Source organism: Dehalogenimonas sp. 4OHTPN (genome assembly GCF_040448695.1).
GTDB lineage: Bacteria > Chloroflexota > Dehalococcoidia > Dehalococcoidales > Dehalococcoidaceae > Dehalogenimonas.
Map to the genome: position 1 here is coordinate 1,380,657 of NZ_CP159307.1, position 14,726 is coordinate 1,395,382.

At 54.9% G+C, this 14,726-nt stretch carries 14 protein-coding genes, 2 tRNA genes and 1 riboswitch; of the genes, 12 read left to right on the plus strand and 4 right to left on the minus strand.

The features are described 5' to 3' along the window. Positions 1 to 83 precede the first annotated feature (83 nt). The gene (gene mtaB, locus ABV300_RS07155) at positions 84 to 1,283 is read left to right on the plus strand and encodes a tRNA (N(6)-L-threonylcarbamoyladenosine(37)-C(2))-methylthiotransferase MtaB (protein ID WP_353714190.1); all 1,200 of its coding nucleotides are present in this window, start codon (positions 84 to 86) and stop codon (positions 1,281 to 1,283) included. A 60-nt stretch (positions 1,284 to 1,343) separates the two neighbouring features. Here mtaB and ABV300_RS07160 read toward each other — a convergent pair whose 3' ends face one another. Next, positions 1,344 to 1,661 (minus strand): CxxC-x17-CxxC domain-containing protein, encoded by a 318-nt coding sequence (locus tag ABV300_RS07160; RefSeq protein ID WP_353714191.1) that lies wholly within the window; start codon positions 1,659 to 1,661, stop codon positions 1,344 to 1,346. 257 nt (positions 1,662 to 1,918) lie between these two features. Next, positions 1,919 to 2,713, minus strand: a complete 795-nt coding sequence (locus ABV300_RS07165) for an SDR family oxidoreductase (protein ID WP_353714192.1) — start codon at positions 2,711 to 2,713, stop codon at positions 1,919 to 1,921. Between the two features lie 250 nt (positions 2,714 to 2,963). Between ABV300_RS07165 and ABV300_RS07170 the strand changes: the two genes are divergently transcribed. Genes ABV300_RS07170 through ABV300_RS07185 form a run of 4 tightly spaced genes read left to right on the plus strand, consistent with a single transcriptional unit; the run spans position 2,964 to position 7,433 of the window. After that, entirely contained in the window at positions 2,964 to 4,667 is a 1,704-nt protein-coding gene (locus ABV300_RS07170; protein WP_353714193.1) for an ABC transporter substrate-binding protein, read from the plus strand. 1 nt (position 4,668) lies between these two features. Then, complete coding sequence (locus tag ABV300_RS07175; RefSeq protein ID WP_353714194.1) at positions 4,669 to 5,649, plus strand: ABC transporter permease; 981 nt, start codon at positions 4,669 to 4,671, stop codon at positions 5,647 to 5,649. Then, positions 5,646 to 6,455 carry an ABC transporter permease gene (locus tag ABV300_RS07180; RefSeq protein ID WP_353714195.1) on the plus strand — a complete coding sequence of 270 codons (810 nt, stop codon included), beginning with the start codon at positions 5,646 to 5,648 and terminating at the stop codon, positions 6,453 to 6,455. The genes ABV300_RS07175 and ABV300_RS07180 overlap by 4 nt, the downstream gene beginning before the upstream one ends. A gap of 21 nt (positions 6,456 to 6,476) precedes the next feature. After that, complete coding sequence (locus ABV300_RS07185; RefSeq protein ID WP_353714196.1) at positions 6,477 to 7,433, plus strand: ABC transporter ATP-binding protein; 957 nt, start codon at positions 6,477 to 6,479, stop codon at positions 7,431 to 7,433. A gap of 5 nt (positions 7,434 to 7,438) precedes the next feature. On the opposite strand, the gene ABV300_RS07190 is transcribed toward ABV300_RS07185, so the two are convergent. Then, positions 7,439 to 7,514 (minus strand) — tRNA-Arg (locus ABV300_RS07190). 19 nt (positions 7,515 to 7,533) lie between these two features. Beyond that, positions 7,534 to 7,609, minus strand: a tRNA-His gene (locus ABV300_RS07195). 109 nt (positions 7,610 to 7,718) lie between these two features. Between ABV300_RS07195 and prfA the strand changes: the two genes are divergently transcribed. The 7 genes from prfA to ABV300_RS07230 all read left to right on the plus strand — a co-directional run bounded on the left by prfA (position 7,719) and on the right by ABV300_RS07230 (position 14,626). Then, positions 7,719 to 8,789, plus strand: a complete 1,071-nt coding sequence (gene prfA, locus ABV300_RS07200) for a peptide chain release factor 1 (protein WP_353714197.1) — start codon at positions 7,719 to 7,721, stop codon at positions 8,787 to 8,789. Beyond that, entirely contained in the window at positions 8,786 to 9,646 is an 861-nt protein-coding gene (gene prmC, locus ABV300_RS07205; RefSeq protein ID WP_353714198.1) for a peptide chain release factor N(5)-glutamine methyltransferase, read from the plus strand. Before prfA ends, prmC begins: the two co-directional genes overlap by 4 nt. 118 nt (positions 9,647 to 9,764) lie before the next feature. Next, complete coding sequence (locus tag ABV300_RS07210; RefSeq protein WP_353714199.1) at positions 9,765 to 10,553, plus strand: electron transfer flavoprotein subunit beta/FixA family protein; 789 nt, start codon at positions 9,765 to 9,767, stop codon at positions 10,551 to 10,553. 51 nt (positions 10,554 to 10,604) lie between these two features. Next, entirely contained in the window at positions 10,605 to 11,576 is a 972-nt protein-coding gene (locus ABV300_RS07215) for an electron transfer flavoprotein subunit alpha/FixB family protein (protein WP_353714200.1), read from the plus strand. An 87-nt stretch (positions 11,577 to 11,663) separates the two neighbouring features. After that, positions 11,664 to 11,808: riboswitch (molybdenum cofactor riboswitch) on the plus strand. A gap of 76 nt (positions 11,809 to 11,884) precedes the next feature. After that, positions 11,885 to 12,811, plus strand: coding sequence for a substrate-binding domain-containing protein (locus ABV300_RS07220; RefSeq protein ID WP_353714201.1), 927 nt, complete (start codon positions 11,885 to 11,887; stop codon positions 12,809 to 12,811). A gap of 4 nt (positions 12,812 to 12,815) precedes the next feature. Then, complete coding sequence (locus ABV300_RS07225; RefSeq protein WP_353714202.1) at positions 12,816 to 13,532, plus strand: ABC transporter permease; 717 nt, start codon at positions 12,816 to 12,818, stop codon at positions 13,530 to 13,532. Then, complete coding sequence (locus ABV300_RS07230; RefSeq protein ID WP_353714203.1) at positions 13,529 to 14,626, plus strand: ABC transporter ATP-binding protein; 1,098 nt, start codon at positions 13,529 to 13,531, stop codon at positions 14,624 to 14,626. The genes ABV300_RS07225 and ABV300_RS07230 overlap by 4 nt, the downstream gene beginning before the upstream one ends. Positions 14,627 to 14,726: the final 100 nt, after the last annotated feature.

A 14,726-nucleotide genomic window follows, 5' to 3' on the forward strand; every position in this document is an offset into this window, starting at 1 on the left:
TATTTTGCCATTATAATACCTCTACGATTCGAATTCAATATAGGATACGCTGCCGCTCAATGAGGTCTGGTATAATTGATCGAATGACGCGTGTATTAATCGTAACTTTTGGTTGCAAACTGAACCAGGCCGAATCCGAGGACCTGGGGCGGCGGCTTGCAGGGGAAGGATTTGAGATCGCCCAGTTACCCTCTGAAGCCGAAGTGATGGTCTTCAACACCTGCTCGGTGACTCATATTGCCGAACGGAAAATCCGACAGGCGATCCGGTCCAACGCGAAGATCAATCCCAGTCTCCAGATAGTTGTCACCGGGTGCTACGCTGATCGAGACCGATCCGGTTTATTAACGCTGCCAAACGTTCTGGGGGTCATCGGGAATGACTCCAAAAGTGAAATACCTGCTTTTCTTTCCGACCATAGTCATCACCGGGTGAGAATCCCCCGTTCGTTTATGCCGATTCGCGCCAGATCATTCATCAAAATCCAGCGCGGCTGTGATCACCGATGCTCGTATTGTATTGTGCCCTTTGTTAGACCGGTGAAACACTCCAGGGACCCAGCAAGTATTATCGCTGCCATTAAGTTACGCCAAGCAGAAGGGACCAAGGAAATTGTCCTGACCGGGACCGAAATCGGAGAGTACCAGAGTAACGGCCTTGGATTGAAAGAATTGTTGAATAGGATCCTCGAAGAAACAACTATAGAACGAATCCGCGTATCATCACTGCAGCCCCAGGAACTGACACCCTCCCTCGTCGGTTTATGGACTAATGAAAGATTGTGTCCGCATTTTCATCTATCGCTCCAAAGCGGCTCAAATTCAGTGCTGGGTAGAATGAGACGGCGGTATTCTACTGATATGTACCGGAAAGCGGTCGAACTGGTGCGAAGCGTCGTGCCGGATGCAGGTATTTCAACAGACGTCATCGCAGGGTTCCCCGGCGAAACCGACGCGGAATTTGATAATTCAGCAGCTTTTATCGAGGAAATGAATTTTTCCCGTTTGCACGTATTTCCTTTCTCGCCGCGGCCGGGTACCCAGGCTGCCGAAATGCCGAACATGGTTGAGGCCAAGTTAATACAGCGGCGGGTAGAGAAGCTTCTTTCAATCGGTCAAGAATGCTTAAATACGTTTGAAAAACAATTCATTGGAACGAAGCAGAAAATTCTGGTCGAGGGCAAATCAGGTAATAAATGGGTAGGATTCACGGGAAACTATATTCGAGCCAAAATATCGGGAAGTCAGGACATAATTAATCAGATTGTCGAAGTGGTTCTTTAGCCGGTATAAAACACAAGCGCCTCCTACGGAGGCGCTTGTGTTTTTTCAATTCACTTCAGACTACCGGGTGGGCGGTCTGACCTTGCGGAAACAATCGCTGCAATAAACAGGCTTGTCGCCGCGGGGTTGGAACGGAACCTGGGTGTTCTGACCGCAAGCAGCGCAGACAGCCGGGTACATCTGTGCCCGCTGGCCGCCGCTAAAACCACCGCCCATGCTTGACGAGCCACCGCGCTCGACTTTGCGAGCGGAGCGGCAAGGCGCGCAGCGCTTGGGTTCATTGGTGTAACCCTTGGACCGGAAAAATTCCTGGTCCTCAGCGCTAAAGGTGAAGGTGGTTCCGCAATCGGAACACTGGATTTGCTTGTCCTGAGCCATCGAATGACCTCCTCTCTTAAAACTCGTTGTGAGAGTTGCGGTCACTATACGTAGGCTCTTGGGCGCGGTACTAATGACACGAACTGACAACTATTATGTAGCATATATCAGGCAGGAACAGTTGTCAAGAATGTTCCAAATTGGTTCAAAGTAGGTACCTGCCCGAATCGGTTCACTAGAGGCATATCCTGATAAGACAAGGGAACGGGTCTTTTCAGATCCGTTCCCTTGTGCTGAGCCGGGTGTTTCCAAGATTTTTATCCGACTAGATACCCGCCATCCGCGACAATGGTGGTGCCCGTGATATAGTCCGCCGCTTCAGATGCCAGGAAGAGAGCAACCCGGCCGATATCATCCGGTTCACCCTGGCGGCCGAGGGGAATTGTTGCGATAAACGCCTTGGTCAAGGCTTCAATCTGTTCCTTGCTGATCCCGGTAAGGCCGCTTGCCGCGCCAGGTGTGGCGATAGCGCCCGGGGCAATTGCATTAACGTTGATGTGTTTCGGCGCCAGGTCTTTTGCGATGGCTTTCGTCATCATTACCACTCCGCCCTTTGAGGCATCATATGAAATCAGGTTGCCGGTTGGATGGAAACCATCAACAGAGGCTATATTGATGATCTTGCCGCCGTGGCCTTTCTCGACCATGGCCTTGGCCGCCGCCTGAGTAAAAAACATCACGCCCTTTAGGTTTACGTTCAAGGTCTTATCCCAAATCCGCTCGGACATTTCCAGTGTCGAAGCAAAGGGATAAATTCCGGCGTTGTTAACCAGAATATGAAGGTCACCGAATGCCGCAAGCGACAGTTGGACTGTTTTTTCCGCATCGGACACCTGGCTGGTATCAGCCTGGGCTTCCTTTACTTTGTACCCCTTAGCCCTCATCTCGGCGACAGTCTGCATAGCCGCATCTAAATTAAGATCCGCAATAACTACGCTGGCGCCCGCTTCCGCCAGGCGTAAGGCTATGCCTTTACCGATCCCCATGGCGCCGCCGGTCACGATAGCTACTTTCCCGGAAAGGTCAAACAGTTCTCCGATGGTTTTAGTCACTTTCTCCTCCTTTTTCGCGTGGTATTAGATCGATGTTCTTCCTGATTAATACTACCATACCTTTTTGCATAATGACATGGCTAAAAGTCCAAATATTTTCAAAGAAATCGACAAGTTATCGTACTATTATTCAAAGTAAGAACTCATATCTGCCAAATTAATTCACTACATGATTCGACTCTCAACCGGGACCTTGATTTTGTAACCTCTTCATCGAAATAGTACAATCCCAATCGCCGTGAATAGACTTGTGCCTGCCGTCATCCCCGTTAGATCCTCCCATCCTGACATCAGCCGTCGGAGTTTCGTAAAAGGACTGGCAGCCATCGCCGCGGCCATCGCAGTCAGCGAGGCTTGCAACGGTCCGGATTCCATTGTCGTTGATAACGAACAAAAGAAAATCCTCGTCCTGGCTAACCGCGGCGATCCGCCGGCCCATTTCAGCACATTGCGCACTTCAAGCATCGCTCTTCACCATTCCGCCGGAGCTATCTTCGGGCCGGGTAATCTGGTCATGAGAAACCGGGGCAACATGTATTTGGTCGCTCCTTACCTGGCCCGACGATGGGTCTCCAGTCCTGACTTCACCGAGTGGACTTTCATTCTCCGGCGCGACGTCCTCTGGCACGACGGCACCCAGTTCCAGCCGGAGGATGTAAAATTCTGGCTGGATCTGGCTGTCTTCGGGCTGAAGCAAGGGGATCAGGTCCGGGCGCCGGCCTATTACAAAGGCGAATTGGCTATCAAGCAGGTGGAGGTTATTCCACCGGATCAAGTGAAGATAACCTTGGACGAGCCAAACCGATTCTTCCCTGATATCCTGGCCGATCCGAGAATCAAGATCGACCACCCGCGTCATCTGATGGAAAAACGAATCAAAGAAGGAGAGATCAACCTTTCGCCTTCCGACATTGGCATGATCGGCCTGGGGCCTTTTAAATTTGACAGCTATGAAATTGGTTCCGTTATCCGCGTCAGGCGGTTCGATCAATACTTCGAGCAAGACCCTTCAGGTGCGGCACTGCCGTACCTCGATGGAATTGACTACATTGTCACGACCGACGCCCTATCCATGGATATCGCCTTCCGCACCGGGCGCCTGGACGGCACAGCGAGGGGATTCGGCCACTATTTGACGGAAACCCGTTTGAAGGAATACGTTAAAGATCTCGGAAAGAGTGTCGTCTTTCCCTTAATGGAGGGCGGCACTTTCCGGCTGGCGTTTAACGTCCTGAAGCCTGGACCGTGGCAGGATGCCAGAGTGAGACGGGCAATTGCGTTATGGATCGATAAAAAAGCGGCTATCCCGCTGGTGCTGGACGGTTTCGGTTGGACATCGCCGGATGTCAGCCCCAACAACCCTGTCAAAGACAAAAACTTTGTGATCTGGCCGAGACTTGATTCCCAGGATTTGGTGGTAAACCGTATTGAAGCACGCCGCCTGCTGGGTGAAGCGGGTTTTTCCGCCGGTTTTTCAATGGGGTACCTGTGCCGGGCCGAAAACGGATTGCCCGGCGGTCAATTCCTTAAGGATCAACTAGCCGGTTTGGGAATTGATCTCCGGCTGCAGATCGTCGATGAGGCAGAATGGAACCGCGGTCGGGTTAGCCTGGATTATGATTCCCAATCCGGAGCCCTTTCAGTATTGCCTATTCCTGAAGGTACTGAAGGAGTTTACGGCCGCTTCAGTAAAGCTCCTGATGCTTATGCCAAACATGAAGACTTAGAAATCGACCGTTTCTATCGCGAATTGAAAGATGCTTCGACCTATGACCGCCGTTTAGACGTTTGGACGCAACTTCAGAAGTACCTGTTTGTGGATCAGACTTATATCATCCCCATCGCCGAAATCACCTATGTCCAGGCGTTCCGGGATTATGTTAAAGGTCTGGTCATCCCGCCCGAAGACGGTCATACTTTCACGGATTATGCCACGGTCAGCTTGGAGCGGTAAGGTGGATCGCCTCCGGTCTGTTCTCATGTCCCCATGGGTCAGCCGGATAGCTTCCTTTCTATTTACCTGTTTGATCGCTTCAGTCATCATTTTCTTGATTTTGAGGCTTCTCCCTGGAGATGTCGCCGATTTGATTGCGGGCGACGTCGTTTCCGCCCCGGAATTTAAAGAAGCGGTCAGGGCAGAACTTGGGCTGGATCAACCACTGTACATGCAGTATGGGGACTGGTTGCTCAGTATTATCAGTGGAAATTTCGGGGGGAGTTCCCTTATCTCCGGTCAGCCAATCGGGGAACTTCTGGCTAGACAAGTTCCTGTCACCATCCTGCTGGCAATGGGCGTGGTCTTATTATCTCTCGTGACCGGACTCCCCTTAGGCATCGCCGCAGCCATGAAAAAAGATCAGTGGCCGGACACAGTCATCCGCCTTCTGGTAATCCCCGGCCAATCTCTGCCTGGATTCTGGTTGGCTATTATTTGCCTTTTGATACTCGCCGCAGTTTTCAAATGGTCCCCGCCGCTGGTGTATTCTTTCCCCTGGCAAGATCCGTGGAACCATTTTCAAATGATTATTATTCCTCTGCTCCTGCTAACCTGGGAGTACGGATCCCATATTATGAGGGTCACCCGTTCCGGTATTGTAGCCGCGATGCAAGAGGATCAAATTAAAGCCCTCAGAGCAAAAGGACTCACCGAAAGACAAATCATTGTCCGTCACGCTCTCCGGGCGGCCGCGCCCTCGCTAATCGCCACCATGGCGCTCCAATTCGGCGTGCTCCTTGGCGGCGTCATGATCCTGGAGTCCATATTTGGTCTGCCCGGAGTTGGCCGCGGTTTGATAGGAGCCGCTTTGCAGCGAGATCTCCCGGTGATCCAGACATATGTACTGCTGATTGTGGTCATTGTCTTGCTGGTCAATCTGGCGGCTGACCGCCTGCACCGGGCAGCGGACCCGAGATTGCCGTCGGGTGCAGAACTATGAAGATGCTGTTCACCCTCCTGGGCGGGATCATAATTGTTGGGCTCATCGGCACCGCCGTCTCAGCCGAATTGCTGCCGATCCGTGATCCCTTGCTCCAGGACGCATCCGCCCGCCTGCTGCCGCCTGGCGCGGAATATCTTTTCGGTACCGATAATTACGGCCGGGATGTTTTCAGCCGGGTAATCTTCGGGGCACGATCAGCGCTTTATGTGGCCATAGCGTCAGTTTCGCTGGCTACTTTTGCCGGTGTCATCATCGGCGCCGTTACCGGAACCCGAGGCGGAGTCCTGGACGGTTTTACGCAGCGGGTGAACACAGCCATGCTGGGATTCCCCACTTTGGTTTTGGCTGTAGTTCTTATCACTGTCGTGGGCCCGTCACCGAATGGGGTTCTAATTGGCATCGCAATCGGGGTCTTCCCTCAAATGGTCAGGCTTTCCCACACTATTACCGTTTCAGTGAAAACAGAGGAATATGTCCGGTTAACCACGTCAATGGGACTGAAGCCCTGGCGGATCGCGTTAAGGCACATTGTTCCAAGAATAGCCTCGCCGGTACTGGCTTACGCTACCGGTTATATCGGTATCGCTCTGATTTTGGAATCAGCGTTAAGCTTCCTTGGTCTGGGTGTCCCGCCGCCAACTCCGAGTTGGGGCGGTATGCTTTTGGAAGGCCGGCTGTATATGGAAGCAGCCCCTTGGCTGGCCGTAGCTCCCGGGCTGGCACTATGCACCGCGGTATTTGCTTTCGTTTTCGTAGGTGATTTTATTCGCGACCTGCTCGACCCCAGAAACCGCCAAGAGTGAAATCCGGTATACTGGCATTGAATGACAATATTTCTTAAAACTGCTGGCCTGACCGTGCATTACCGTACCCCCGGAGGGATTATCCGGGCTGTGGACGGGGTTTCGTTTGAAATCAGCCGGCCGGGGCAGGCTTTGGCGCTTATCGGCGAATCTGGGTGCGGCAAGTCCAGCGTAGGTTTGGCTTTACTACGCCTGTTGCCCGGCAATACTTCCGAATTCGCTGGATCGATAAGTTTCGAGGGCTGCGAATTAACCACGTTGAATAATGAGGATTTTCGGAGCAAATACCGATGGAAAAAGATCGCCTGGGTGCCGCAAAACACTAAAAATTCTCTGGATCCGTACTTTAGCATCGAGGCTCAGTTTAAGGAGCTTTTCGAGGCGCATGGCATCCGTGATGCCGCTGAAAAAACCAGCCGGTTGCTGGCAACCGTTGGTTTGTCCAAAGAGAAATGCAGTTCAATTCCGGATAGGCTGAGCGGCGGTGAAATTCAGCGGGCTTGTATCGCCCTCGCGTTCGCCCTGGAGCCTGCTCTGGTGATTCTGGATGAACCGACCTCCGCGCTTGATCCCAGCTTAAAAGGCCAGATAATATCCCTTCTCATTTCGTTGAAAAAAGAGTTATCCACCTCATATTTGTTTATCACTCACGACATCGCCCAGGCAGCCGCCGTTTGCGACTATTTTATCGTCCTTTATGCCGGAAAAATCGTAGAAAAAGGCACGCGTGAACAGATACTAAAAGCCCCATTGCATCCCTACACCAGGAAACTCCTTGAATGCATAAGCCTGTCTCATCAAGGTGAAGGCGTAGCTTATATACCCGGCGAACCGCCCGATCTGAAGGGATCTGTCTCCGGCTGCTCGTTCGCGCCGCGCTGTGACCAGTCAGAAGCGGTGTGCTTAAAAGAAGTCCCGGTGTTGAATGAGGCGGAGGAGGGTCACTTTGCGGCTTGCCCGCTGGTGCGAAAGATTTGAACTGCTGGCGCGCCTGGAGGGATTCGAACCCGCGACCCTCGGTTCCGAAGACCGATGCTCTATCCGCTGAGCTACAGGCGCCTGTCGTCGGGAAAAAGTTTGGGGTGGGTAGTGGGATTCGAACCCACGGTCTTCAGGGCCACAACCTGACGCCTTAACCACTCGGCTATACCCACCGCGCGAAACATGATTATAGCCAGAATGCCATGCTGATTTCAATTTGCGGCTTGAGAACTCGTCGTTTGAGATGAGCCGAGCCTGCCTCCCGTGATATAATCCAAACTTATGCTGGAACAACTTGAGAAAATCGAAAAACGCTATACCGAGATAGAAGAGGCTATTGCCACACCCGAAGTCGCCGCCAATATCCCGGAGCTCACCCGTCTTGCCAAGGAGCGCGCCGCTTTGGAAGATATCGTCGGCCTTTACCGGAAATACCTGCGCACCGTGAAAGCCTTCGAGGACACCGAACACCTTTTAGACACCGAACGGGACGAGGAGATGTTGGAACTGGCGCGGGAGGAACACCAAAGCCTCAAAGAGCAGCGGGAGTCCCTCTACGAGGAACTGAAAATCGCTTTGCTGCCTAAGGACCCCAACGCCGGCCGCAACATCATCATGGAGATCCGCGCCGGTACCGGCGGCGACGAGGCCAAGCTTTTTGCCGCCGATCTTTTCCATATGTACACCCGCTACGCCGAACTCAAGGGCTGGAAGGTAGATGTTATCGACCTGTCTGAATCCGCCGCCGGCGTTTTCAAGGAGGTTATCTTTGAGATCGACGGTGAGGAAGTGTACAACCGCCTGAAGTTCGAGAGCGGCGTCCACCGTGTTCAGCGCGTCCCGGTGACCGAGGCTGCCGGACGTATTCATACATCGACAGCGACGGTAGCGGTGCTGCCGGTCGCCGAGGAGGTCGAGGTCGACATCAACCCCGACGAACTGCGGGTCGACATCTTCCATTCCGGCGGGGCGGGCGGTCAGAATGTCAATAAAGTGGCCACCGCGGTGCGCCTGACCCACCTGCCCACCGGCCTGGTAGTCGTTTGCCAGGACGAGCGTTCCCAGCTTAGAAACCGGCAGAAAGCCATGGACGTGTTGCGGGCACGCCTTCTGGCCATGGAACAGGAGAAGCAGCAGTCGGAGGTGACCGACGCCCGTCGCTCCCAGATCGGCACCGCCGAGCGCTCGGAGAAAGTCCGCACTTACAACTTCCCCCAGGACCGCCTGACCGACCACCGCATCGGCTTGTCGGTCCACAACCTGCCGAAACTGCTGCAAGGCTATCTTGATGACGTCATTGACGCTCTGGCTACCGATGAGCAGGCTCGGTTGCTTCAATCCGCCGGCGTATGACCGTCGCCGCCGCCATATATCAGGCTGCAACCCGCCTGCCTGGTCTCTCAGCCCGCCTCGACGCCGAGGTGCTGATGCGTCATGTTCTCGGTCTTTCTCGTATCGAGTTGTACCGGGGCCTTTTCGATGTTCTAACACAAGCTGATGAGGTTCTTTATTCGGCGTTGATCGATCGCCTAATCGCCGGCGAGCCGCTGCAGTACCTCACCGGGCACACCGAGTTCTACGGGCTTGAGTTTTATGTCAACCCTACCGTCCTTATTCCCCGTCCGGAGACTGAAATCCTTGTCGAAAAAGCCCTCGATATCGCAATGCTCAAGACGGGGGACAAGCAACACGCTCTGGTTATCGCCGATGTCGGCTGCGGCTCCGGCGCGGTAGCTGTAACCCTGGCGAAACATTTGCCTGAATCGGTAATCCTTGCCATCGACACCTCGCCAGAGGCTCTTAGCCTGGCCCGCCGCAACGCCGCCAGCCAAGCCGTCACGAACATCGAGTTCATCCATGGCGACCTCCTCGAAGGCGTCGCTGACCGCCGTATCGACATCGTCTGCGCCAACTTGCCCTACGTCCCTTCCGTTGAGGCCAGGGGCAACCGGTTTGAACCACAGCTTGCGCTGGATGGCGGTCTGGACGGTTTAGATATCATCCGCCGCCTGGTCAGCCAGATCACTGCCCGCGATGATCAGCCCGATTGGTTGCTCCTCGAGTTCGGTTCATGTCAATCCGCTGCGGTTAAATCTATAATTGACCAGGCATTCCCTGGAAACCGTACCGAAATCATCCGCGACCTCATCCCCCTTGATCGTGTCTCGGTCACCAGACTTCTCCCTGGCCATTCCCCGCGTAGCGAATAACATACAAACTTGACTACTCACGAAATGGGACCCGGGACGCAGTTGACCGGGACGCAGTTCGAGTGTTAAATTAAGCCGGTCGTTGACCAATCGTTCAATTACGTCGAGGAGGCTGCTCTTGGATATCATCGTTCTCATCAAGCAAATCCCCGACCCCGAAATTCCTCCAGCAAGCTTCAAGATTGATCCCTCCGGGACCAAGGTCGTACCTCCTGCCGGAGTCTCTCCGGTCATCGATCCATACTCTGAGCATGCCCTTGAGGCTGGGCTGCGGCTCAAAGACACCAACACTGGCAGCACCTTGAAAGCGATTTCTTTGGGAAGCGGCCTCAATAAGGAACTCCTTAAAAAAGCCATCGCTCTCGGTGCCGATGAACTCATCCTGTTAGATGACCCGGCCTTCGCCGAACTGGACAGCGCTGCTGCGGCCGCCGTCCTTGCCGCTGCAGTCAAAAAGATCGGCAAGTTCGATGTTATCCTCGCTGGCCGCGCCGCTGCGGATTGGGACGCCGGCCAGACAGGCCTGCTTCTGGCGGGTGACCTCGGCCTGCCTTCATTGTCCCGCGCCCGCAAGATCGAATTCACCGGCGGTAAACTTCGCGTCGAGCGCATCGTCAGCGGCGGCTTTGAAGTCGTCGAGGCAGCCGTGCCGGCTGTCATCACTGTATCTGGAGAGCTCGGGAAACTCCGTCTGCCCAACATCAAGGGAGTACTCTCCGCCAAGAAAAAGGAACCCCTCTTTTGGAAAGCCACCGACCTGGGCACCGTCGCTGTTAACCGTCGGGTGAAACTGGTGAGGCTCTATCAACCGGTGCGAGAAGCGAAGTGCGAACTGATCCCCGGCGCCACCCCCGAAGAACAGGGCACCAACCTGGCGGTGAAGCTTCGCGAACTAAAGCTAATCTAGTTCCCATGTTTCCCTCTCGAGAGGAGAGAGATAAGAGGAGCGGGTGAAAACATGCCAGATAATAAAAGCGTCCTAATCGTCGTCGAGGCCAATGGCGGCACGCCTTCGCCCGCCGCCGTCGAGCTTTTCACCGCTGCGAAGGCAATCACCTCCGACGAATCCATTTCCAGCCTTGTCATTGGCACCGGCGCCAGAGACGCCGCCGTTGCCATCAGCAGATTTGGTGCCGTGAAGGTCTTTACCGCCGAAGCCGGCCAAGTTTCGAGCGATGCCGTCGCCGTGACGGTGATAACGCTGGCCGCTGACCTGAACCCAAAAACCATCCTCCTGGCTGAAACCGATTTAGGCCGCGACCTGGCGCCGATGCTGGCCGCCCGGTTTTCGACCGCCGCTGTAACCGATGTTATCGCTATCCGTACAGAGGGCAGCGCCCGGATTTTTACCCGCCCCGTCTACGGCGGAAACGCTTTGGCGGATTTTACCATCGATACCGAACCCCAGGTCGTTTCCATCCGGCCCAAGACCTTCGCTCCGGCACCAGAAAACGATAACCACACCTCAGAGATAGTGGAATTGCCGGCGGCTAAACCATTGGCTGGTATTCGAATCTTGGAGCGAGTAGCCGTGAAAGAGACCGGCCCAAAGATCGAAGAGGCAAAAATCGTCGTCGGCGGCGGCCGCGGCCTGGGCGGCCCGGAGGGTTTTGCCCGGCTCCAAGAACTCGCCGACCTCCTCGGCGGTGTCGTTGGAGCCTCCCGCCCGCCTTGCGACCAGGGCTGGTGGCCAGAGTCCGGCCAGATCGGCGTCACCGGGAAGATCATCGCCCCAGACCTCTATATAGCCGTGGGCATATCAGGGTCGTCGCAGCACCTATCCGGCGTCTCCGGCTCAAAAACACTTGTGGCCATCAACAAAGACGCCGAAGCAAACATTTTCAAGGCCGCCGCCTTCGGCGTCACTGGCGACTGGAAAAAGGTTGTCCCGGCCCTCGTCGCCAAGGTCAAGGAACTCAGCGGCAGATAGCGTTACCTTCAGTCCGGCGCACCATGAAGGGGACTGCCATCGATCCTGATTGACCGGTATTAATACTCTGTGTTACCATGAGCCTAATTAAATATTGATCTCCGAAGTCTTGGAGCCTAACTCCCCGGTGATATGGCGACAAGACCGGCGGTCCTTCACAGAAGGGCCCGAGGGTGATGCCGGAAACGGCGCCGCCTCCCGCGATTTGGAAAGGAGAGCATGCCATGACGAGGGTACTCCGCGGCCGCGCACCTCCTTAAAAGAGGTGCTTTTTATTTTATAATATTCCAAAATTTGATGAGGTACAGATGAATAAAACATGGTTAAAAATTTCCGGCTTGTTGCTGTCGATGGTACTCGCGGCTTCATCGATCGCCGGCTGCAACAGCTCTGATAATCCATCAACCACCGGTCCGACGGTATCGCCGACCACCCAACAGGGCAGCGGCATCCTTACCCCGGCTAAACGCCTCAAGGTGGCCACTACGAGTTCTCTCTATGACACCGGTCTGTGGGCCCTCTTAGAGCCTATGTTCGAGAAAGAGTTCGGCGTTGAAGTTGACGTACTTTACGCCAACACTGGTATCGCCCTCCAATACGGTCAACGCGGCGACGTCGACATCATCACTGTTCACGATAAGGCTCGGGAGCTCCAATTCATCGCGGACGGCTACGGCACCACCCGCAGTGCTTTCGCCTATAATTACTTTGTCATTGTCGGCCCAGCCTCCGACCCGCTAGGATTGAAAGGTCTTTCCGCCGAGGATGCCTTCAAGAAGTTGTTCGCTTCTAAAACCACCAAGTTCGTCTCCCGCGGCGATGCCTCTGGCACCCACTCCAAGGAACAGGCCATCTGGAAGGCCGCCGGCTTCAACTACGCCGACGTCCGTAGCTCCGGTGCCTGGTACGTCGAATCCGGTCAGGGCATGGGACCCACCCTGCAGATGGCCGGCCAGCTTCAGGCCTACACCCTGTCCGATCTCGGCACCTTTTTAGCATTCAAAGGGCAGACCGGTCTGGCTTCTATCGTAGATAAAGGATCAATCTTGCTGAACGTCTATGCCGCTATCCCGGTCAATCCAGCTAAAGTTGCCGTGAGTAACAAGGACATGGCTCAGAAGATGGCCGAATGGCTGATGTCCCCGGCCATCCAGAAGGTCATCGGCGACTACGGCGTCAAGGACTACGGCGCGCCGCTCTTTACCCCATGCGCCGGAAACGAACCTTCGAGTTAATTAATTGGAAGAAATCTGGCTCGGTTTACAAAGGGCAGTCGAACTCATCTTTTCGGCTGACCCCGATGTTATGGAGGCCACCTGGCGGTCGCTGAGTATCTCAGCGACCGCCAGCGTCATCGCCGCGGTCATCGCTCTGCCTTTGGGTTCTCTCATCTTCCATAACACTTTCCACGGCAAGCGTTTCGTGATCAGCTTCATCCATACCCTGTTTTCCCTGCCGACAGTATTAGTCGGCCTGTTTGTCTTCCTGCTGTTCTCCCGCTCTGGACCGCTTGGGGAGTTTGGGCTGCTGTTCACCCCGACAATTATGGTCATCGGCCAGGCTGTGCTGGTGACGCCGCTGATACTCGGCCTCGTCATCTCGGCGCTCTCGGGAATTGACCGCATGGCCAAAGAGACGGCGATTGCCTTGGGCGCCAGCCGCTGGCAAATGGGGCTGCTGATGATCAAAGAGGCCAGGTACGCTATCTTCACCGCCTTCATCCTCGGCTTCGGCCGAGCCATCTCGGAAGTCGGCCTGGCGCTCATGGTCGGCGGTAACATCCGCGGCTTCACTCGGGTGTTGACCACCGCCATCTCGCTCGAAACCAGTAAGGGCGACATCGAACTGTCGCTGGCACTGGGGATAATCCTGTTGGGTATTGCCCTGCTGATCAACATGGCGCTCTCCTGGCTGCAGCAGCGCAGCACAGTCATCAGACCGAGGCCGGTAGAATGATGTTTGCAGACGCTAAACCAATCCTTGAAGCCCGAGGGCTGCGCCAGCGCTACGGCGACAACTTCAGCTTGAAAGATATAGACTTGACCGTCGCCGCCAGCGAAACTCTGGCGCTCATCGGCCCCTCCGGCGCCGGTAAAAGCACCGTCCTCAGGCTGCTGGATCTGCTGGAGTCGCCATCTGGGGGCACCATCTTCATCAAAGGTCAACCGGTGACCGGCAGTGCCTCAAGTCGTCTGGAGCTGCGTCGTAAAATGGCTTTCGTTCACCAGAAACCGCTCGTCTTTACAACTTCGGTATTTGACAACATCGCTCAGCCGCTGCGATGGAGAGGTATGAAGGGTGAAGATATTAAACCCAGAGTGGCGGCATCCCTGGCCGAAGTCGGCCTGGCCGGCTTCGAGGGGCGTCAGGCCAAAACCCTGTCCGGCGGCGAAACACAACGCGTGGCCCTGGCGCGGGCGTTGGTCACCAGTCCTGACATTCTCTTCCTGGATGAACCGACAGCCAACCTGGACCCCAATTCTACCGCGATGGTTGAGGAATTGGTCTCAAGCATCATCAGAAAGCGCCGCCTCACTGTGGTCATGGCAACCCACGATTTAGCCCAAGGTCAGCGTCTGGCAGACCGAATCGGCGTCATGATGAAAGGTGAACTGTTACAACTCGGCACCGGTGACGAAATCTTCATGGCGCCGGCCTGCCGCGCCGTGGCTGAGTTCATCGGCATTGAAACGATACTCGAAGGCTCGGTGATTGAATCAATCGGCGGACTTATCACAGTCGACGTTGCCGGAAAATTTATACAGGCAACTGGTGACTTTATGTCCGGCGACCGGGTCAACCTGTTCCTCCGGCCCGACCAGATCACGGTCAGCTTGAAATCCGAAATATGTTCCAGCGCCCGCAATCGGCTGGAAGGCACCATAATCAATATGGCTCTGGTCGGGCCGCTGGTCCGGCTGGAAATAGACTGCGGTATCCGGCTGCTGGCGGTCGTTACCCGCCAGTCCGCCGATGAATTAGGTTTGGCGACAGGCAAGGCGGTAGTTGCCTGTCTTAAGGCGGCCGGCATCCACGTCGTAAGGGCTTAACTTCAAGTGAACGGCCACTTGGGTTGCGTAAGTTTGAAGGCAAACTAAAGAGGGGCTTTGGAGCCCCTCTTCGTTCTTTCTTTGTAACGGCACTCAAACC